Annotated in this window: 19 protein-coding genes and 1 pseudogene; 14 read left to right on the top strand and 6 right to left on the bottom strand. The window is 64.2% G+C overall.

What is annotated here, in order from left to right:
* Positions 1-172: 172 nt before the first annotated feature.
* The 4 genes from aceE to lpdA all read left to right on the top strand — a co-directional run bounded on the left by aceE (position 173) and on the right by lpdA (position 7186).
* Positions 173-2863, top strand: a complete 2691-nt coding sequence (gene aceE, locus A6M56_RS11850) for a pyruvate dehydrogenase (acetyl-transferring), homodimeric type (protein WP_045786968.1) — start codon at positions 173-175, stop codon at positions 2861-2863.
* Between the two features lie 151 nt (positions 2864-3014).
* On the top strand, positions 3015-4682 hold the full coding sequence (gene aceF / locus A6M56_RS11845) for a dihydrolipoyllysine-residue acetyltransferase (protein ID WP_102079851.1): 1668 nt from the start codon (positions 3015-3017) through the stop codon (positions 4680-4682).
* A gap of 93 nt (positions 4683-4775) precedes the next feature.
* Entirely contained in the window at positions 4776-5348 is a 573-nt protein-coding gene (locus tag A6M56_RS11840) for an Ntn hydrolase family protein (RefSeq protein ID WP_045786966.1), read from the top strand.
* Between the two features lie 56 nt (positions 5349-5404).
* Complete coding sequence (gene lpdA / locus A6M56_RS11835) at positions 5405-7186, top strand: dihydrolipoyl dehydrogenase (protein WP_102079850.1); 1782 nt, start codon at positions 5405-5407, stop codon at positions 7184-7186.
* A 106-nt stretch (positions 7187-7292) separates the two neighbouring features.
* On the opposite strand, the gene A6M56_RS11830 is transcribed toward lpdA, so the two are convergent.
* Together A6M56_RS11830 and A6M56_RS11825 are read right to left on the bottom strand one after the other, a co-directional pair.
* Positions 7293-7853 carry a hypothetical protein gene (locus tag A6M56_RS11830; RefSeq protein WP_102079849.1) on the bottom strand — a complete coding sequence of 187 codons (561 nt, stop codon included), beginning with the start codon at positions 7851-7853 and terminating at the stop codon, positions 7293-7295.
* Positions 7854-8184: 331 nt separating this feature from the next.
* Positions 8185-8763: a phasin family protein gene (locus tag A6M56_RS11825; RefSeq protein WP_045786963.1), complete on the bottom strand. Its 579-nt coding sequence runs from the start codon at positions 8761-8763 to the stop codon at positions 8185-8187.
* Between the two features lie 401 nt (positions 8764-9164).
* Here A6M56_RS11825 and A6M56_RS11820 point away from each other — a divergent pair, with 401 nt between their 5' ends.
* From A6M56_RS11820 to pbpG, 5 genes are all read left to right on the top strand, one after another.
* A complete protein-coding gene (locus tag A6M56_RS11820; protein WP_257984042.1) occupies positions 9165-10127 on the top strand; it encodes a histone deacetylase family protein in 963 nt (320 codons plus the stop codon).
* The gene (locus A6M56_RS11815; protein ID WP_045786961.1) at positions 10124-11041 is read left to right on the top strand and encodes a DMT family transporter; all 918 of its coding nucleotides are present in this window, start codon (positions 10124-10126) and stop codon (positions 11039-11041) included. The genes A6M56_RS11820 and A6M56_RS11815 overlap by 4 nt, the downstream gene beginning before the upstream one ends.
* Before the next feature lie 53 nt (positions 11042-11094).
* The gene (locus A6M56_RS11810) at positions 11095-11538 is read left to right on the top strand and encodes an acyl-CoA thioesterase (protein WP_045786960.1); all 444 of its coding nucleotides are present in this window, start codon (positions 11095-11097) and stop codon (positions 11536-11538) included.
* A gap of 14 nt (positions 11539-11552) precedes the next feature.
* Complete coding sequence (locus A6M56_RS11805) at positions 11553-12260, top strand: nitroreductase (protein ID WP_062738491.1); 708 nt, start codon at positions 11553-11555, stop codon at positions 12258-12260.
* Positions 12261-12699: 439 nt separating this feature from the next.
* Positions 12700-13887, top strand: a complete 1188-nt coding sequence (gene pbpG, locus A6M56_RS11800; RefSeq protein WP_045786958.1) for a D-alanyl-D-alanine endopeptidase — start codon at positions 12700-12702, stop codon at positions 13885-13887.
* 74 nt (positions 13888-13961) lie between these two features.
* Here pbpG and A6M56_RS11795 read toward each other — a convergent pair whose 3' ends face one another.
* Complete coding sequence (locus tag A6M56_RS11795) at positions 13962-14759, bottom strand: IclR family transcriptional regulator (RefSeq protein ID WP_045786957.1); 798 nt, start codon at positions 14757-14759, stop codon at positions 13962-13964.
* A 240-nt stretch (positions 14760-14999) separates the two neighbouring features.
* On the opposite strand from A6M56_RS11795, the gene A6M56_RS11790 reads away from it, so the two are divergent.
* The 5 genes and pseudogenes from A6M56_RS11790 (at position 15000) to A6M56_RS11775 (ending at position 18003) form a co-directional block, all read left to right on the top strand.
* Positions 15000-15725, top strand: coding sequence for a (Fe-S)-binding protein (locus A6M56_RS11790; protein WP_102079848.1), 726 nt, complete (start codon positions 15000-15002; stop codon positions 15723-15725).
* A gap of 29 nt (positions 15726-15754) precedes the next feature.
* Positions 15755-17164, top strand: coding sequence for a LutB/LldF family L-lactate oxidation iron-sulfur protein (locus A6M56_RS11785; protein WP_062738494.1), 1410 nt, complete (start codon positions 15755-15757; stop codon positions 17162-17164).
* The gene (locus tag A6M56_RS11780; protein ID WP_102079847.1) at positions 17161-17442 is read left to right on the top strand and encodes a hypothetical protein; all 282 of its coding nucleotides are present in this window, start codon (positions 17161-17163) and stop codon (positions 17440-17442) included. The genes A6M56_RS11785 and A6M56_RS11780 overlap by 4 nt, the downstream gene beginning before the upstream one ends.
* Positions 17443-17510: 68 nt before the next feature.
* Positions 17511-17817 (top strand): annotated as a pseudogene (locus A6M56_RS24240) (TM2 domain-containing protein); the annotation flags it as partial.
* A gap of 18 nt (positions 17818-17835) precedes the next feature.
* Positions 17836-18003, top strand: a complete 168-nt coding sequence (locus A6M56_RS11775) for a hypothetical protein (protein WP_180964235.1) — start codon at positions 17836-17838, stop codon at positions 18001-18003.
* 3 nt (positions 18004-18006) lie between these two features.
* Here A6M56_RS11775 and A6M56_RS11770 read toward each other — a convergent pair whose 3' ends face one another.
* From A6M56_RS11770 to A6M56_RS11760, 3 genes are read right to left on the bottom strand one after another with little or no spacing between them, the layout of a single operon-like run.
* Complete coding sequence (locus A6M56_RS11770) at positions 18007-18768, bottom strand: arginyltransferase (protein WP_062738495.1); 762 nt, start codon at positions 18766-18768, stop codon at positions 18007-18009.
* Positions 18755-19501: a leucyl/phenylalanyl-tRNA--protein transferase gene (aat, locus tag A6M56_RS11765; RefSeq protein ID WP_102079846.1), complete on the bottom strand. Its 747-nt coding sequence runs from the start codon at positions 19499-19501 to the stop codon at positions 18755-18757. The genes A6M56_RS11770 and aat overlap by 14 nt, the downstream gene beginning before the upstream one ends.
* A 23-nt stretch (positions 19502-19524) precedes the next feature.
* The gene (locus A6M56_RS11760; RefSeq protein WP_045786951.1) at positions 19525-20112 is read right to left on the bottom strand and encodes an NUDIX hydrolase; all 588 of its coding nucleotides are present in this window, start codon (positions 20110-20112) and stop codon (positions 19525-19527) included.
* Positions 20113-20349: the final 237 nt, after the last annotated feature.

Below are 20349 nucleotides of genomic sequence, written 5' to 3'. Positions count from 1 at the left end.
GCATTATAAAAAACCATATCGCAATTTGAAAATTCCGCTTGTGCTCGCTTTGGGGGTACCCATAGAATCAGCGCAAAAGTCGGGGCGGCCCGTGTGCGCGTGCGAACGTGTGTGCCGGCGGGGCGCCTCTCAAGAGACGCATCAAACGTTACTGCTACCCAAGGAGACCGCCATGTCGGCCGTACCAGAGCAAGTCCTGGGCGCCACGCGCGCCAGCGACGTCGATCCCCAGGAAACCAAGGAATGGCTGGAGGCGCTGCAAGGCGTCATCGGCGCAGAAGGCCCGCAGCGCGCGGCGTTCCTCCTCGACAAGCAGATCGAGTACGCCCGCATCAACGGCGTGACCTCGCCGCTGCACGCAGAAACTCCCTACATCAATACGATTCCGGTCGAAAACCAGGAGCGCATTCCGGGCGACCAGGAAATCGAACACCGCATCCGCTCGTACACGCGCTGGAATGCCATGGCGATGGTGCTGCGCGCGAACAAGGACACCAACGTCGGCGGCCATATCTCGTCGTTCGCCTCCGCTGCCACGCTGTATGACGTCGGCTACAACCACTTCTGGCACGCCCCGTCGGACAAGCACGGCGGCGACATGGTCTTCGTGCAGGGGCACTCGGCGCCGGGCGTGTACTCGCGCGCGTTCCTGCTGGGCCGCCTGACCGAAGAGCAGCTCGACAACTTCCGCCAGGAAGTGGATGGCAAGGGCATCTCGTCGTATCCGCACCCGTGGCTGATGCCGGATTTCTGGCAATTCCCGACCGTGTCCATGGGCCTGGGCCCGATCATGGCGATCTACCAGGCGCGCTTTACCAAGTACCTGGCCAGCCGCGGCCTGATCCAGAACTGGGAAAACCGCAAGGTCTGGGCGTTCCTGGGCGACGGTGAAACCGACGAGCCGGAATCGCTCGGCGCGATCGGCATGGCCGGCCGTGAAAAGCTGGACAACCTCGTCTTCGTGATCAACTGCAACCTGCAGCGCCTGGACGGCCCGGTGCGCGGCAACGGCAAGATCATCCAGGAGCTCGAGAGCGAATTCCGCGGCGCCGGCTGGAACGTGATCAAGGTGATCTGGGGCAGCCGGTGGGATCAGCTGCTGGCGCGCGACACCAAGGGCCTGCTCATGCAGCGCATGATGGAATGCGTCGACGGCGAATACCAGACCTTCAAGTCGAAGAACGGCGCCTACGTGCGCGAGCATTTCTTCAACACGCCGGAGCTCAAGGCCATGGTGGCCGACTGGTCCGATGACGACATCTGGGCGCTGAATCGGGGCGGCCATGATCCGCACAAGATCTATGCGGCGTTCAAGGCGGCAACCGACCACAAGGGTCAGCCGACCGTCATCCTCGCCAAGACCATCAAGGGCTACGGCATGGGCGAAGCCGGTGAAGCGATGAACATCGCCCACCAGCAGAAGAAGATGCCGGTGGAGGCAATCCGCAAGCTGCGCGACCGCTTCAACATTCCGGTGCCCGACGACCAGCTCGAGCACGTCCCGTACGTCAAGTTCGAAGAGGGCTCGAAGGAGCTCGAATACATGCGCAAGGCGCGCATGGATCTGGGCGGCTATCTGCCCGCGCGTCGCCAGAAGGCCGACCCGCTGCAGATCCCGGCCCTGTCGGCGTTCGATGCGCTGCTCAAGGCCACGGGCGAAGGCCGCGAAGTCTCCACGACGATGGCCTTCGTGCGCATTCTGAACATCCTGCTCAAGGACAAGAACATCGGCAAGCACGTCGTGCCCATCGTGCCGGATGAGTCGCGCACGTTCGGCATGGAAGGCCTGTTCCGCCAGGTCGGCATCTGGAACCAGGAAGGCCAGAAGTACGTGCCGCAGGATCACGACCAGTTGATGTTCTACAAGGAATCGCAGACGGGTCAGGTGCTGCAGGAAGGCATCAACGAAGCCGGTGCCATGTGCGACTGGATCGCGGCCGCCACGTCGTATTCGACGCATGGCGTGGCGATGATCCCGTTCTACATCTACTACTCGATGTTCGGCATCCAGCGCATCGGCGACCTGTGCTGGGCCGCCGGCGACATGCGCTCGCGCGGCTTCCTGCTGGGCGGCACCTCGGGCCGCACGACGCTCAACGGCGAAGGCCTGCAGCACGAGGATGGTCACTCGCACGTGTACCACGCTGCCATCCCGAACTGCATCTCGTATGACCCGACGTTCCAGTACGAACTGGCGGTCATCGTGCAGGACGGCCTGCGCCGCATGTATGTCGAGCAGGAAGACGTCTACTACTACCTGACGGTGATGAACGAGAACTACGAGCACCCCGAAATGCCGGCGGGTGCCGAGGCCGACATCATCAAGGGCATGTATCTGTTCAAGAAGGGCGTCGAGAACAGCAACGCACCGCGCGTGCAGCTGCTGGGCTCGGGCACGATCTTCCGCGAGGTGATTGCCGCGGCTGAACTGCTCAAGAAGGATTGGGGCGTCGAGTCGGACCTGTGGGGCTGCCCGAGCTTTACCGAGCTGGCCCGCGAAGGCAACGCCACCGCCCGCTGGAACCTGCTGCACCCGACCGAAACGCCGCGCGAGTCGCACGTCGAGAAGATGCTCAAAGGCGTGCGCGGCCCGGTCATCGCTTCGACCGACTACGTCCGCACCTTCGCCGAGCAGATCCGCGCCTTCGTGCCGCGCCGCTACGTGGTGCTGGGCACCGACGGCTTCGGCCGCTCGGATACCCGCGAGAAGCTGCGCCACTTCTTCGAGGTGGACCGCTACTGGGTGACGGTCGCGTCGCTCAAGGCGCTCGCCGATGAGGGCGTGCTGCCGCGCGAAAAGGTGGCCGAGGCACTGAAGAAGTACAACCTCGACCCGAACAAGCCCAACCCGATGACCGTATAACGGAGCCGCCGGGCGCGCTGGTTGCGCCCCGGCCGGGCACTGCCCTGGCAGGCTCCCGCGACGTGCATTTGCCTGCACGATGCGGTAGCCTGCGGGGCAATGTGTGCTCGCCGCCGGACGCGCCCGCCGCCAGACCTCTGGAGACAGAAGAATGAGTCAAGTCGTAGAAATCAAGGTGCCGGACATCGGCGACTACAAGGATGTCCCGGTGATCGAAGTGCTGGTCAAGGCGGGCGATACCGTCAATGCCGAGGACTCCCTCGTTACGCTGGAATCGGACAAGGCGACCATGGACGTGCCGTCGCCGAAGAGCGGCGTCGTCAAGGAAGTGAAGGTCAAGGTGGGCGACACCGTGTCGGAAGGCTCGCTCGTGCTGCTGCTCGAGGAGCAGGGCGCGGCTGCGGCTCCGGCACCCGCACCCCAAGCTGCACCGGCTGCTGCTGCACCGGCGCCTGCCCCTGCTGCGCAAGCTCCGGCTCCGGCGCCGGCCGCAGCGGGCGGCGGCACGATCGAGGTGAAGGTCCCGGACATCGGCGACTACAAGGACGTGCCGGTCATCGAGATCAGCGTGAAGGTGGGCGACAAGGTGGAAGCCGAGCAGTCGCTGATCACGCTCGAATCGGACAAGGCGACGATGGATGTGCCGTCGCCGGCCGCCGGTACAGTGAAGGACATCCGCGTGAAGGTCGGTGACGCCGTGTCGGAAGGGACACTGATCGTCGTGCTGGAAGGCGCGGGCGGCGCTGCGGCCGCTGCCCCGGCTCCGGCACCGGCACCGGCACAAGCGCCTGCACCGGCTGCGGCTGCGCCGAGCCTGGCCCCTGCGGCCGCGCCCGCTGCTCCGGCTGCCGCGCCGGCCACGTACACCGCTGACACCGTCGGTACGGTGGGCAAGGCTGCCCACGCCAGCCCCTCGGTGCGCAAGTATGCGCGTGAGCTTGGCGTGGACGTCAACCTCGTCGGCGGCACCGGCCCGAAGGGCCGCATCACGCAGGAAGACGTGCAGCGCTACGTCAAGAGTGTGATGAGCGGCCAGGCAGCTGCCCCGGGCAAGGCTGCGGCGGCCGCACCGGCTGGCGGCGGCGAACTGAACCTGCTGCCGTGGCCGAAGGTGGATTTCACGAAGTTCGGCCCAGTCGATCCGAAGCCGCTGTCGCGCATCAAGAAGATCTCGGGCGCGAACCTGCATCGCAACTGGGTCATGATCCCGCACGTCACCAACAACGACGAAGCGGACATCACCGATCTGGAAGCGCTGCGCGTGCAGCTGAACAAGGAAAACGAAAAGGCCGGCGTGAAGTTCACGATGCTGGCGTTCGTGATCAAGGCAGTCGTTTCGGCGCTGAAGAAATTCCCGACCTTCAACGCCAGCCTGGACGGCGACAACCTCGTCTTCAAGCAGTACTACCACATCGGGTTTGCGGCGGACACGCCCAACGGTCTGGTCGTGCCGGTGATCCGCGATGCGGACAAGAAGGGCCTCATCGACATCGCCAAGGAGATGGCCGAGCTGTCGAAAGCCGCGCGTGAAGGCAAGCTCAAGCCGGACCAGATGCAGGGCGGCTGCTTCTCGATCTCGTCGCTGGGCGGCATTGGCGGTACGCATTTCACGCCGATCATCAACGCGCCGGAAGTGGCCATCCTCGGCCTGTCGCGCGGCTACCAGAAGCCGGTGTGGGACGGCAAGCAGTTCGTGCCGCGCCTGACGTTGCCGCTGTCGCTGTCGTACGATCACCGCGTGATCGACGGCGCGGAGGCCGCACGCTTCAACGCGTACCTGGCGAGCGTGCTGGCGGACTTCCGCCGCGTCAGCCTGTAAGCCCGGGCGGGTTCGGCACGCATCTGGCTTCGGGCCTGTGCGTGCCGACCCACATGGGCTTGCGGCGGTCGGCGAACTTCTCGCGAGGGCGACATGACGACGTGCGTGGTGGTCAAGAAAGACGGCGAAGTGGCGATTGCAGCCGATTCCCTGGTGACGTTTGGCGATACCCGCCTGGCGCGCGGCTACGAGCAGAACCAGAAGATCTTTCAGGTGGGCGATTCGTTGATCGCGCTGGCGGGCACGACGGCCCACTTTCCGGTCATGCGCAGCCTGCTCACGGGCCTGGCCGATGAGTGTCGCCTCGGCTCGCGCGACGACGTCTTCCGAACCTTCCTCAAGGTGCACGAAAAGCTGAAGGACGAGTACTTCGTCAACACCAAGGAAGACGACGACGACCCGTATGAGTCGTCGCAGATCACGTGCCTGATCGCCAACCCGACCGGCATCTACGGCGTCTATTCGTACCGCGAGGTGTTTTCGTTCGACCGCTTCTGGGGCATCGGCTCGGGGCGCAATTTCGCGCTGGGCGCCATGTCGGCGGTGTTCGATCTGCCCGGCAAGAGCGCCGCAGATATTGCGCAGGCCGGCGTGTCGGCGGGCGTGGAGTTCGACAAGAGTTCGGGTGGCCCGATCGAGGTGCACACGGTACGTCTGCAGGATTGAAAGCGTCGGCGGCCAGGGCAATGCCCGCAGCCGACGACAAGAACAAGGAGTCAGGAATGAGCGTGGTGGAAATCAAGGTGCCGGACATCGGCGATTTCGATGCGGTGGAAGTCATCGAAGTGCTGGTCAAGGCGGGCGATGCCGTCGAGAAAGAGCAATCGCTGATCGTGCTGGAATCCGACAAGGCCAGCATGGAGGTGCCGTCGGACGTGGCCGGCAAGATCGTCGACGTGAAGGTCAAGGTGGGCGACAAGGTCAGCAAGGGTACGGTGATTGCCACGGCGGAAGCAGGCGCTGCCGCAGCGCCCGCACCCGCGCAGGCACCGGCTCCGGCCGCTGCGCCCGCCGCGGCTGCGGCGGTATCGGCCCCCGCACCGCAAGCGGCCAAGCATGCCGGCGGCGCCGATATCGAATGCGAGATGCTCGTCCTGGGCTCGGGCCCGGGCGGCTACTCGGCAGCGTTCCGCAGCGCAGACCTGGGCATGAACACGGTGCTGGTCGAGCGCTTTTCCACGCTCGGCGGCGTCTGCCTGAACGTCGGTTGCATTCCGTCGAAGGCGCTGCTCCACACGGCCGCCGTCATGGAAGAAGTCAAGGCGATGGCTGCACACGGCATTGTCTATAGCGAGCCCAAGGTCGACATCGACCAGTTGCGCAAGCACAAGGAATCCGTGATCGGCAAGCTGACCGGCGGCCTGGCCGGCATGGCCAAGGCGCGCAAGGTGCAGGTCGTGCGCGGCGTCGGCACGTTCCTCGATCCGAACCATCTGGAAGTCCAGCTGACGGGCGGCGACGGCAAGGCCACGACGGGCGAGAAGAAGGTCATCCGGTTTGCCAAGGCCATCATCGCCGCGGGCAGCGAGGCCGTGAAGCTGCCGTTCATTCCGGAAGATCCGCGCATCGTCGATTCGACCGGCGCGCTGGAACTGCGCCAGGTGCCCGGCAAGATGCTGGTGATCGGCGGCGGCATCATCGGCCTGGAAATGGCGACGGTGTACAGCACACTGGGCGCACGCATCGACGTGGTGGAAATGCTCGACGGCCTGATGCAGGGCGCCGACCGCGACCTCGTCAAGGTGTGGGACAAGATGAACAAGGGCCGCTTCGACAAGGTCATGCTCCAGACCAAGACGGTCGGCGTGGAAGCGAAGCCGGACGGCATCTACGTCAAGTTCGAAGGCGATGCCGCGCCGGCCGAGCCGCAGCGTTACGACATGGTCCTCGTGGCCGTGGGCCGCAGCCCGAACGGCAAGCGTATCGGCGCCGAGAAGGCTGGCGTGGCCGTGACGGACCGCGGCTTCATCAACGTGGACAAGCAGCAGCGCACCAATGTGCCGCACATTTTCGCGATCGGCGACATCGTCGGGCAGCCGATGCTGGCACACAAGGCCGTGCATGAAGGCCATGTGGCAGCCGAAGCCGCACACGGCGAGAAGGCGTATTTCGATGTCAAGCAGATTCCGTCGGTGGCCTATACCGATCCAGAAGTGGCTTGGGCGGGGCTGACGGAAGAGCAGTGCAAGGCGCAGGGCATCAAGTACGGCAAGGGCGTGTTCCCCTGGGCCGCCTCCGGCCGCGCCATCGCCAATGGCCGCGACGAGGGTTTCACGAAGGTGATCTTCGACGAAGAGACACATCGCATCATCGGTGGCGGCATTGTGGGCACGCACGCGGGCGACCTCATCAGCGAGATCTGCCTGGCCATCGAAATGGGCGCAGACGCCGTGGACATCGGCAAGACCATCCACCCGCACCCGACGCTCGGTGAATCGGTGGGCATGGCGGCGGAAATCTATGAAGGCGTGTGTACGGACGTGCCACCAGCGCGTAAGCGTTAATGCAATTAACCGCCTTGTTTTTCAGAGCACCATAAAACAGGCTGGCAAAGCGAGAAGGGCTGCTCCGTGGTGGGCAGCCCTTTTTTTGGCGCGTCTGGTGCCGCGCTCAATGACGCGGTTCAATGGGCCGGCGGTGGCGGCGCAGCAGGCGCAGTGCGGCTGTCAGGCGGCGCCAAGCCTGATGCACGAGACCGTCCCGGTGCATGCGCAAGTCAGCAAGCCGTGCTTGCAGCGTTTTCCATGTCGGTGTGGCTTTCAGGGCGGTCACCATTCGGCGTTTCCAGGCGAGGAACGCGGTTTCCCAACGCGCATACCAGGCCAGCGTATGCAGTTGCGGCCGCACGGCGCAGTAGATCCGTACGCCGAGCCCTGTGCTGACGACTTTGGCCAGCACCAGCACCAACGTCCCCGCAATCAGATGGCCGCGGGCCAGCACGTAGATCGCTGCCAGCTTGAAGGGAAGCAGCGCCAGCATGGGCAACGCAAAGGCGCAGAGCGCCTCGATGGGTTGCAGCGCAGCGAGCCGCCGTTCCGCGGCCTGCACCAACGGATGCGCGGCGAGCCGGGCGGTGAGACGCAGCATGACATTCCAGATCCATTCCTCGAACAGCAGGATGAGCGCTGCGATCAGGATCAGGCCGCGTTTGGCCAAGGATTCGCGAGACATCGTGATGGGGACAGGGGCGGCGAGCCGCAATACCGAATGGAGCGCCGTGCTGCCACAAAAGTTCGCAATTTGAAGGTTGCGCTACGTTTGCAGCACACAAAAAACCCGGCCGAAGCCGGGTCAAAGGTACTCACTGATCACCACTGAGGACAGGCTTTCAGCAGCGGTACCGAGGAGACAATCTGACGAACACGCTGCAATGGACTGGCCAGCCGGCGCCGGAGTTCCGCGCAAATGCGCGCAAAACAGGGCGTCTGGAAGACGGGCTCGATGCACCAAAGCAAAACGGGCCTCCCGAAGGAGGCCCGCTTGTCAGACGCAGTTGACCGGATCAGGCAGCGGTCGTGGTCTTCTTGCCGGCCGCGGCACGTGCCTGGGCCGAAGCTTGGGCAGTGGCCTTGCTGGCGGCGTTGGCGGCAGCGTGGAAGTTGCTCTCAGCCAGTTCCACGGCTTGCTTGGTGGCCTTCTGCACCGAGTCGTAAGCATTGTTGGCAGCCGACAGAGCCGACTTCACGAGGGCCACCGCCGATTCCGAACCGGCCGGAGCGTTCTTGGACACGTTGTCGACCAGCGCTTGCAGCTTGCGGCTGTTTTCTGCGATTTGCAGCTCAGCGGCCTTGCTGAACTCGCTTTGCGTGTCCGAAGCGATTTCGTACAGGTGGCGGCTGTAGGCCAGCACCTTCTCAGCCAGCGGCTGGACGGCGGCGGTCTGCACCGACAGCAGTTCCTGGGCGTCCTTGGCGGACAGGGCCTTCTTGGCGTGTTCGACGTTCTCAGCCAGGGTAGCCTTGACGACTTGCAGGTTCAGTTCGACCAGCTTTTCGACGCCTTCAAATGCCTTGTTGGTCAGGCCGAAGAAGGTTTCCAGGTTGGCCTTGTGCGCCGCAGCGATCTGTTCCTGAGTCAGCATGTTGTCTCTCCAAATACAAAGGTGGGTCGGGAAATCAAAATCAAAATTTAGATCGCCCAGATGTACAAAGCGTGACGTTCAGCGTCGGGCCGTCCAGGCGACATCGCGATGGATCAGGGATGGTGCATCGCAACAATTTCATTGTTGTTGAATGCCAAACGAGTGTCAAGCATTCTTTGTGCGTCGCACAAAAATCGGATTTTGCCGATTTTTCGTGCGCGGGAATTGCGCAGAGAACCGTTTGGCGTGATTTTTTGTGGCAGAAAAATGCGCGTTTATGGTGCGCAATCGAACGGGAAAGGGCGTCGGAGCGACAATCTCGTCTCAAAAAACAGGCGAGGGCGCACCGGGTTAGCATGCGCTGGACTGCCGATTACGTTGTAGTGGGATCCCAACTTCACATGCGCGCGTTCTATACCGATCATTTTGTGTTGCCGCTGCCGCCGGGGCACCGCTTCCCGATGCGTAAGTACAGCGAGTTGCGGCAGCGGGTGCTCACCCAGGTGTCGGGGGTGCAGATGCAGGAGGCTCCCCGCGCTGATGACGATGCGCTGCTGCTGGCGCATGCGGCCAGCTATATTGAGGCTGTCAGCGGCGGCACGCTCGACCCGGCGCGCCAGCGCGAGATCGGTTTCCCGTGGTCGCTCGAGATGGTCGAGCGCAGCCGCCGTTCGGCTGGCGCGACGATGGCCGCATGCGAGGCCGCCATGGTCGACGGCATCGCCGTAAATCTGGCAGGCGGAACACACCACGCCTATGCCGACAAGGGCGGTGGCTTTTGCGTGTTCAACGACGCGGCGATCGCTTCACGCTGGATGCAGCGCAGGCCGGGCAGAACCCCCGAGGACTTTCCGGTCGCGATCATCGACCTGGATGTGCATCAGGGCAACGGTACGGCATCGATCCTGCGCGACGATCCTTCGGTCTTCACCCTGTCCGTGCATGGCGAGAAGAATTATCCGTTTCGCAAGGAAGCGTCCGATCTGGACGTGGGTCTGCACGACGGCTGCTGCGACGACGATTATCTGCAGGCCCTGACCGGCGCCCTCGATATCCTGGCGGGCCGGTTCAAGCCGCGCCTCATTATTTACCTGGCGGGGGCGGATCCGCACGAAGGCGACCGCCTGGGGCGGTTGAAGTTGACCCTGGACGGCCTGGCACGGCGCGACCAGGAGGTGTTCGATTTTGCGTATCAGCGGTGCATTCCGATTGCCGTTACCATGGCGGGCGGCTACGGCAACAATATTGACGACACCGTGGCTGTCCACGCGCAGACGATTGCGCTGGCCGCCCGGCACGCACAGCGCTGGGCCGCCCGCGAAAGCGCTGCGGCTGCATCGACCTCTCTTCCGCTTTCCGCATGACACAAGCGTATTCCGTTGCGCCCGCGCAGGCGCGCGATTCCCTGTTCGTCGCCGCCATGCCATGGCTCTTCGTGCTGATCTGGAGCACGGGCTTCATCGTGGCCAAGTACGGGATGCCGTACGCCGAGCCGATCACCTTCCTGTTCCTCCGCTTTGTCGGCGTGCTGGTGTGCCTGCTGCCGCTGGTGTGGCTGGCGCGCGTGCCATTACCACGCAAGGCGGGCACGGGCGAGACCGATTGGGCCACCGTCGGCCACATCGCCGTGGCGGGTGTGCTGATGCAATGGGGATATCTGGCGGGCGTATGGGCGGCGGTCAAGCTCGGTATGCCTGCCGGGATGACCGCGCTCATCGTCGGCATGCAACCGATTCTCACGGCGCTGTACGTGTCGATGCGCGGCGAGCGTGTCTCGGGCCGCCAATGGCTGGGCCTGTTGTGCGGCATTGCCGGCGTGGGCCTGGTGGTGGCCAACAAGCTGCATCTGGCCGGTGTGGGCGTGACGACGCTTGCCCTGTGCGTGGGCGCGCTGCTGTCGATTACCGTGGGCACGCTGTATCAGAAGCGCCATTGCCCTGTGTTCGATCTGCGCATGGGCACGTGCATCCAGTTTGGCGCTTCCGCGCTGCTCTGCCTGCCGTTCATGTTCTTGTTCGAGACCCGCGACGTGCATTGGACCGTGCAGATGATCGGCTCGCTCGTGTGGTCGGTTCTGGCGCTGTCGATTGGCGCGATCTCGCTACTGTTCGTGCTGATCCGCAAGGGCGCGGCCACCCGGGTGACGTCGTTGCTGTATCTGACGCCGCCCACGACCGCCGTGATGGCGTGGGCGCTGTTCGGCGAGCGGTTTCCGCCGCTCGCGGCACTCGGCATGGTCGTTGCCGCATGCGGCGTGGCCCTCGTCATCCGCAAGTGACCTCGCCCGGGCCGCTGGTATCCTCATCACATTCGATTGCCCCGCTGACACCCATGAGCACGCCACGCCAGACGCGCGACGACTACCGCCATTTCCACACCATCACCACGCGGTGGATGGATAACGACGTCTACGGCCACGTCAACAACGTCGTCTACTACAGCTACTTCGACACCGTGGTGAACGCGTATCTCATCGGCGAGGGCGTGCTGGACCCGGAGCGCAGCGAGACCATCGGCCTCGTCATCGAGACGCAATGCAATTACTTCGCGCCGCTGTCGTTTCCGGATCCGGTGGTGGCAGGGCTGCGCGTGGCGCGCCTGGGGAACACGAGCGTGCGCTACGAGGTGGGCCTGTTCCGCGCAGACGCGCATGAAGCCGCTGCACAAGGCCACTTCGTGCACGTGTATGTCGATCGCGAAACGCGCCGGCCGGTGCCGTTGCCCGGTGCGTTGCGTGCGGTGCTTGAGCCGCTCGTCTCCAGCGCCGTCGCCTGAGCGTTTGCGTCGCCATGAACGACCGCCGACCCACCGCTGCTGAAGTCGAGCTCGTCGATCGCGCCATCACCTCGCGCCGTTCAGTTCGCGCGTTCCTGCCGACGCCTGTGGCACGCGAAGACATTGAAGCGATTCTGGACGTGGCGCGCCGCGCGCCCTCCGGCAGCAACACGCAGCCTTGGAAGGTGTACGTGCTGACGGGCGAATCGAAGGCGCGCCTGTCGGAATCCGTGCTGGCGGCATACGACCATCCGGAAGTCGACACACTGCATCGCGAGGAATACCCGTACTACCCGCGCACGTGGGTCGATCCGTATCAGAGCCGCCGCCGCAAGGTCGGCTGGGATCTGTACGGCCTGCTCGGCATCGGCCGCGCCGACAAGGAGCGCATGCACGCCCAGCACGCGCGCAATTTCCGCTTCTTCGACGCGCCGGTCGGCATCATCTTCACCATCGACCGCGTGATGGAGCAGGGCAGCTGGCTCGATTACGGCATGTTCCTCGAAGCCGTCATGGTGGCGGCCCGTGCGCGCGGCATCGATACATGCCCGCAGGCCGCATTCACCCAATTTCACCGCGTCATCCGCGAGCAACTCGGCCTGCCCGACGAAGAGATGGTCGTCTGCGGCATGTCGATGGGCTATGCGAACCCGACGGCCATCGAGAACACCCTCGTCACCGAACGCGCACCTGTCTCGCACTTCACCCGTTTCCTCGGCTGACGTCGCAATCGGTGCCGCCTGCGTGCTACAGCGCACATCGTCGCGCAAAGCGAGAATTGGCGCGGAAAAGTCCTCGAAATATGTCAACAGATTCGACCGATGTGTCGTTAGACTTTCCATCATGCGATACCGCGTACGAAGCGCGCGTGTCGTGAGGCACGGTCCGGGCAAATTGTCAGCCGCAATTGTTGTTGACAGACGCGAGGGAATCTCGTGGCGATTTCCGACTCCGTTCTCATTGCACGCAGAGCGTCATGTGCTGTTTGCGCAACTTTTTTCGCCCTTTTCGTCCTGCCTTGGCAGGAGATTGCGTCGAAATGATGACCGAATGATAAGGCTCCCGAGGTCAAACTTTAACGGCGTGAGCTAAGTCCTTCATCTTGCTAAGAATTTTGTTTTTGCCTACACTTGCGCCATCTCACGCGCGGGTGATCGAACCATGTCACGGTCTGTTTCCTCATTTTTTCGACGTCTCGGCTTCGTTTCGCTGATGACCGTCGCGCTCGCCGCCGCGTCCATCACGACCGCTCACGCGGCCACGTCGTCCAAGAAGCCTGCTGCCAGCAAGACCGCCAAGACGAAAGGCAAGGCCGTTGGCAAGCACAAGGCCGGCGCCAACGTTGCAGCTGCAAGCAGCGACGAAGCCGCTACCACCAAGGTCCGCAAGGTCGTCACCGTCAAGGGCAAGCGCCGCGTGATCGTGGTCGAGCGCGGCGCGCGTCCGGTGCGCGCCGCTTTCGTGCCGGCAGCCCCCACGCTCGGTGAGGCCATGGGGCTGCGCTCCACGCCCGATGCACTGGCGCTGCGTTCGTCCGTTGCGCTCGTGATGGACCAGAACACCGGTGAGGTGCTGTTCCAGAAGAATTCGTCGGCGGTGTTGCCGATTGCGTCCATTACCAAGCTGATGACCGCGCTCGTCGTGATGGATGCGCACCAGCCGATGGACGAACTGCTCGAGATCACCGAGGAGGATCGCGACTACGAGCGCAATACCGGCTCGCGCCTGCGCTTTGGCACGATGCTCACGCGTGAAGACCTGCTGCTGCTGGCGCTGATGTCGTCGGAGAACCGTGCAGCGTCGGCCCTCGGCCGCAACTATCCGGGCGGCCGTCCGGCCTTTGTTGCCGCCATGAACCGCAAGGCCCGCGAACTCGGCATGAACGACACGCACTACGTCGATTCGAACGGCCTGTCGAGCAGCAACGTGTCGAGCGCGCAGGATCTGGCCAAGATCGTGATGGCTGCCTACAAGGTACCGCTCATCCGCCAGTTCACGACCACGACCGAGCACACCGTCAACGTGAACGGCCGCTCGCTGCATTACGTCAACACCAACCGCCTCGTGCGCGGCGGCGACTGGGACATCGGCCTGCAGAAGACCGGTTTCATCAACGAGGCGGGCCGCTGCCTGGTCATGCAGGCCAATGTGCACGGGCGCAACGTGGTGATGGTGTTCCTGGATTCCGCCGGCAACCTGACGCGCTTTGCCGATGCCACGCGCGTGCGCCACTGGCTGGAGCGTAATCCGCATGTCGAGCCGGCCACGCAGGCAGCTGCGCCGCTGCGCAATGTTCCGGTGTCGACGCAGCCGCCGGCCGTCCTGGCTTCGGAGCAGCACGGCGCCTGATCTGCCGCATGCCCCAACAAAAAAAGCGCGTTCGAGGACGCGCTTTTTTGTTGGGCCGACACCTGCACGGCGCGCTATTCGACGCGCGCTGCCGGTTCTTCGTGCGTGTAGCCCATCCCCTTGGAAATCTGCAGGGCGGTGTCCTTGAGGTTTTCCAGCCAGCTGTCCTGCAGCCGGTCGGCCGGCGCGGACAGCGACAGACCTGCCACCAGCCGGCGCGAATCGTCATAGATGCCGGCAGCGATGCAACGCACACCCAGCTCCAGTTCTTCATTGTCGCGCGCGTAGCCGTTCGTGCGGACCCAGTTCAGCTCACGTTCGAGCTTGGGCAGGTCGGTGATCGACGTGCGCGTGTGGCCCGACAGGCCCGTGCGTGTGGCATAGGCTCGCACTCGGCCGATCTCGTCGGCGGCCAGGAACAGCTTGCCGACCGAGGTCAGATGCAGCGGAGCGCGGCCGCCGATGGCGCGCACCACCTGCATGCCCGAGCGCTCCGAATAGGCGCGTTCGATGTAGACGATCTCGTCGCCCTGGCGTACGGAGAGGTTGACCGTCTGGCCGGTCAGGCGGTGCAGCGCGCGCATTGGCGCCAGCGCGGCTTCGCGCACCGACAGGCGTGCCTTGACGAGGTTACCCAGCTCAAGCAGTCGCATGCCGAGGCGGTAGCTGCCAGGGTCGGACCGATCGACAAAGCGGCAGGCCACCATGTCGTTCAGGATGCGGTGGGCGGTGGACGGGTGCAGGCCAGTGCTGGCCGACAATGCCTTGAGGCTCACAGGGTCGGCATGTTCGGCCAACGCGTCGAGCAGCATCATCATGCGTTCGATGACCTGGATGGACGTCTTGCCAGGGTCCTTGTCTGCTTCTGCCATGGGTGCAGTGGGTTGCGGATGCGATGCAAAATTTTATCCCACCATGTGAAAACGCGCACCCTCCCATCGCATGATCCCGTCTATTTTCGAGGGCATGCTCAACTGTGCCGAAGGTGTGCCTGCGTAGGGCAGGTGAAGTGCACTCATGACCAGCATGAACAAGTTCTGTGCCGTGCGAGCCGCCCGGGACGGACATCCGGGCGCATAATGGCGGCTTCCAGAAGAGACATGAGAGTTCCCATGCGCGTAGGTCTGTTCGTCACTTGCCTGGTCGATCTGATGCGGCCCGACATCGGGTTTTCGGTGTTGAAGCTGCTGGAGAAGGCGGGTTACGAAGTGATCGTGCCGCCCGCGCAGACGTGCTGCGGCCAGCCGGCCTACAACTCTGGCGACCGACCCCTGGCGCGCGACCTGGCCGAGAAAACCCTCAAGGAATTCGAGCAGTTCGACTACGTCGTCATTCCGTCGGGTTCGTGTGGCGGGATGATCCGCAAGCACTACGCCGATCTCTTTCGCGACGATCCGGAACTGGCCGGCCGTTACGAGCGCCTGGCGCCGCGCGTGCACGAGTTGACCGATTTCCTGGTCAACGTGGCGCGCGTTGAATCGCTCGATTCGGAATTCAAGGGCCATGTGACTTACCACGATTCGTGTTCCGGTCTGCGGGAGCTCGGGGTGAAGGCGCAGCCGCGCGAGTTGCTTGCCAAGCTGCCGGGCGTGCAGCTGACCGAGATGCCGGCGTGCGAAGCGTGCTGCGGCTTCGGCGGCACGTTTTCGATCAAGTACGGCGACATCTCCACCGCCATTGCCGATGAGAAGTGCGCCAACATCAAGGCGAGCGGCGCCGATGCCGTGGTGCTCGGGGACGTGGGCTGCATGCTCAACATCGAGGGCCGCCTGCGCCGCACCGGCGACACACGCACGCGCGTGCTGCATATCGCGCAGGTCCTGGCCGGCGACGCCTGACCCCACGAACCCGACGGAGACGCAATCGCATGCAAGTCCGCAGCATGGAATTCAAGGCGCGCGCCGGCCAGAAGCTTGCCGACCAGCGCCTGCAGCAGAACCTGACCAAGCTCTCGACCAAATTCGTCACCGCGCGCGCCGCGGCCATCCAGGAGATCGACTTTACGGCGACACGCGAGGCGTTGAAGGAGCGTCGCAACCGCGCGCTCGAGAACCTCGACGTCTGGCTCGCCACGTTCGAAGCCGAAGCCACGCGCCGTGGCGCCAAGGTCCTGTTTGCCGAAACGACGGCCGATGCGGCGCGGCTGGTCGCGGAAATCGCGCGCAGGCACGACGTGAAGAAAGTCATCAAGAGCAAGTCGATGGTGACCGAGGAGATGCGCCTGAACCAGGTGCTCGGCGAGATGGGCGTGCAGAGCATCGAGACCGATCTGGGCGAATACATCCTGCAGATCAACGACAGCGAGCCGCCGTCGCACATCATCGCGCCGGTGGTGCACAAGGATAAGGAAGAGATCGCAGATCTCTTTGCCAAGACCCACAAGAAGCCGCGCCTGACCGACATTCCGCAGATGACCCGCGAGGCGCGCGAGGTGCTGCGGCCCGAGTTCCTCTCTGCCGACATGGGCGTGACGGGGGGCAATTTCATCATTGCCGAAACGGGCTCGGTCGCCATCGTCACCAACGAAGGCAACGAAGGCATGTGCACGATCATGCCGCGCGTGCACGTTGCCGTGACCGGCATCGAGAAGGTGTTGCCCACGCTCGAAGACCTGGCCACGGTCATGCGCCTGCTGCCGCGCTCGGCCACGGGGCAGGCCATTTCCAATTACTTCTCGCTGCTGACCGGCCCACGCGCCCCGGGCGAGCAGGATGGCCCGGAGCATATGTACTTCGTCCTCGTCGATGGTGGCCGCAGTGGCCTCATCGGCGGCGCGTTCCAGGAGATGCTGCGCTGCATCCGCTGCGGCGCGTGCATGAACCACTGCCCGGTCTATCAGAAGATCGGCGGCCACGCGTATGGCTGGGTGTATCCCGGCCCGATGGGCAGCGTGCTGACGCCGAGCTACGTTGGGCTGTCGAACGCCCTCGATCTGCCGCAGGCTGCCACGCTGTGCGGCGAGTGCAATCGCGTGTGCCCGGCGTCCATCCCGCTGTCGGACCTGCTGCGCACGCTGCGCGAGAAACAGATGGAGCGCGAACTGCGTCCGCCATCGGAGCGCTTCGGCCTGCGGGTGTGGGGCTTCATGGCGCGGCGTCCCGCGCTGTATTCAGCCGGCACATGGGTCGCCGCACGCGTGCTGCGCTGGATGGGCGGCGACAAAAGGCTGATCCGCTCGCTGCCGGTAGGCAAAGGTTGGACGGACACGCGCGACATGCCCGCACCGGCCGGCAAGACGTTCCGCGAGCTGTATCGTGAAAAGAGGGCCCGGGCATGACGGCGGCTGAATCGTTGCAGAACCTGCGTGAGGCGCTCGAGCGTCACACGAAATCCCCCGACTTGCCGCGACTCCTGAATCAATGGCGCGACGATGCCACGCTCGCGCCGCTGGCCGTCCTGCCGCCGGCCTATGACCAGGTCCGACGCTCGCTGCTGCAGCGGCTCGATATGGCGGTGTCGTTCGGCGAAGAGAGCTGCTCGTTCTCGCCGGCGTCGCTGCTCGCGGAAATGCGGTTGTGGACAGTCAAGGCTGAAGCCAAGCTCGCCGCCATGTAGCCGGTGGTCGACATGGAACGTGCCATGCGGGTGAGTGTCTGACACGTTATCCCGTGGCAGCCAGCGCCATGAACCGGACCGCCCGCGAAACCATGCTGTACGACGCCCTGAAGAAGAGCGCGGGACTCGCCTGCCTGTGGTGGTTTCCTCCTGGGTCTTCCGGTCGGGCCGCTTTGATCTGAAGCGGCCGGGAAGCGCCATCGCGCAGGCCGTCACCAGTATCGGGGGCACGTGGTGGCGTCCGCGATATGGGCAATACCGCCGACTCGGTGCTGGCAGTGATTGGCGGGCGTTGGGTACTTGGGGGACTTGTTCCTGATTCCGGGGATGGTCCGTGCGTACAACACGGTGTTGGCCGAGCAGCTCGGCCACGCCCGGACAGGGGGTGACATCATGAGCAAGAGAATCGCGTGGAAACGTGCAGCGTTGTGGGCGGCGGGCCTCGTGTGCGTCGGCGCAGCGCTGACGGCGTGCACGACGTCGCGTGATCAATATCGCGACAGCTCGAACATCAGCACGTATGGCGTGGTGGACGTCGGCATCGAGCGCACGTCGCGCTGACAGTCAACCCTTGGCTGGCGCCACGTCGTCAAATGGCCGCCATTCTCCATTGACCAACAGCTCCAGCGGCTGAAACAGCGCCTTGTACGCCATCTTCCGGCTCTGTTCGATCCAGTAGCCGAGATACACATAGGGCAGGTCCAGCGCCTGCGCCTGGGCGATCTGCCACAGCACGTTGTACGTCCCGTAGCTGGCCTTGTGCTCGAGCGGATCATAAAACGTGTAGACGGACGATAAACCGTCTTCCAGCACGTCGATCATGCTCACCATGCGCAACTTGCCCGCGGATGGCGACTCGGGCGGCTCGCGAAACTCCACCAGGCGCGAATTCACGCGGCTTTGCAGCAGGAACTGCTCGTACTGGTCGCGGCTGTCGTGGTCCATGCCGCCGCCGGCGTGGCGAATCGACTGGTACAGCAGATACAGCTGGTAATGCTCTTCCACATAGGTAAGCGGCGCCACCAGGGCTTCGAGTGACTGGTGTCGTTCCGCCGCCCGGCGCTGCGCACGCGACGGCACGAACTGATCGACCACGACGCGGCATGGCGTGCAGGCATGGCAGTCGTCGCAATGAGGGCGGTACGTGAAGATGCCGCTGCGCCGGAAGCCCGCGCGTACGAGCTTGGAATAGACGTCGGCGTTGATGAGGTGTGCCGGCGTAGCAACTTGCGACCGCGCCAGGCGGCCATCCAGGTAGCTGCATGCGTAAGGCGCAGTGGCATAGAACTGCAATGCCGAGAGGGGGAGTTCCTTAAGCTTGCTCATTGCGCGTAGTCCACCGGCGGAGTACCGACTTGTCGAAGTACCACGGCACGATGGCCGGCGCGTTGGCCGCTTCCCGCACATGTGCGAGAAACGCCGCGCGCGACACCGGCGCTGCGCCCAGCGACGCCAGGTGCTCGGTCTCCTGCTGGCAGTCTATCATCGCGACGCCCTGGCCGCCCAGGAAGGCGCAGAGGGCCGCGAGCGCAATCTTCGACGCGTCGGTGCGACGCGCAAACATCGATTCGCCGTAGAACATCCGGCCAAGAGACACCCCGTACAGTCCGCCCACACGCTCGCCCGCATACCAGCTTTCGACGCTGTGCGCATAGCCGCGGCGGTGCAGGGCGGTGTAGGCGTGGATGACGTCCTCGGTGATCCACGTGCCGTGCTGGCCGGGGCGGGCCGTCGTGGCGCAATCCACCATCGTCTCGCGGAATGCGTGGTCGATGCGGATTTCCCATGCCGGATTGTCGAGCACCCGGCGAAGCGTCTTGCGGAAGGTCGTCGACACGCGAAAATCTTCCGGGCGCAGAACCATGCGCGGATCGGTGCTCCACCACAACACCGGCTGGCCCTGGGCATACCACGGAAAAATGCCTTGCCGATATGCGATGAGCAGCCGTTGCGGAGACAGATCCGCGCTGGCCGCCAGCAACCCGGGCGCCTCGGAGTCTGGCCCGAGCGCACGATCGACCGGCGGGAAGGGATCGTGCGGATCCAACCAGGCGATCATGATGCGGACAACTTGGGATGGGGTTACGGCGTGGTGGCGGGCGTATCGATGGCCGCCGAGCGCATCGGCTTGTAGATGTCCAGCGTGTGCAGCCGGAAGCTGCTGTCCGACAGTTTGCCCGCCGCGCGGTCCGCAAAGAAGCAGCGCAGGGTGTGGATGACCGTGGGGAAGGCGAGGTCATCCCACGGGATATCGGCCTCGTTGAACAGCGCGACCTCGAGACTTTCTTCGCCGGGTGCGAAATCGAGGTCGTTCAGGCTGGCCAGATAGAAGAGATGCACCTGATGCACGTGCGGCACATTGAGCACCGAGTACAGCTCGCCGATTTCAACGCGGGCGCCGGCTTCCTCAAGCGTTTCGCGCGACGCGGCCTGCGCCGTGGTTTCGCCGATTTCCATGAAGCCCGCGGGCAGGGTCCAGAAGCCGTAGCGCGGCTCGATCGCGCGCTTGCACAGCAGGACCTGATCTTTCCAAACGGGCACGGTGCCGACCACGTTGCGCGGATTCACGTAGTGAATCGTATTGCAATGGTCGCAAACGTCGCGCAGCCGGTTGTCGCCGGCAGGAATGCGCGATACGACTGGCTGGCCGCAGTTGGAACAGAATTTCATGGGGAATCGTTGCGGGTGGAATGCCTCAGTGTATCACCGAGGCAGTAGCCGTCAGCCCGTGCGGCGGGAGCCGGAGTATCCAGTGCGGTGCGCGACGAGCAGCGCGCAGAAAGCAAAAAGCCCGCTTGGTTGCGGGCTTTGCTGCATCGGCTCAGGTCTTGGAGCGAGCCGTTCGACTTTGGCTGGTTGCGGGGGCAGGATTTGAACCTGCGACCTTCGGGTTATGAGCCCGACGAG

Source organism: Ralstonia sp. RL (assembly GCF_001683835.1).
In the GTDB taxonomy this organism is placed as follows: Bacteria; Pseudomonadota; Gammaproteobacteria; order Burkholderiales; family Burkholderiaceae; genus Ralstonia; species Ralstonia mannitolilytica.
Note: the sequence above shows the minus strand (reverse complement) of the source record. Positions and strands in the feature narration are given on the sequence as shown.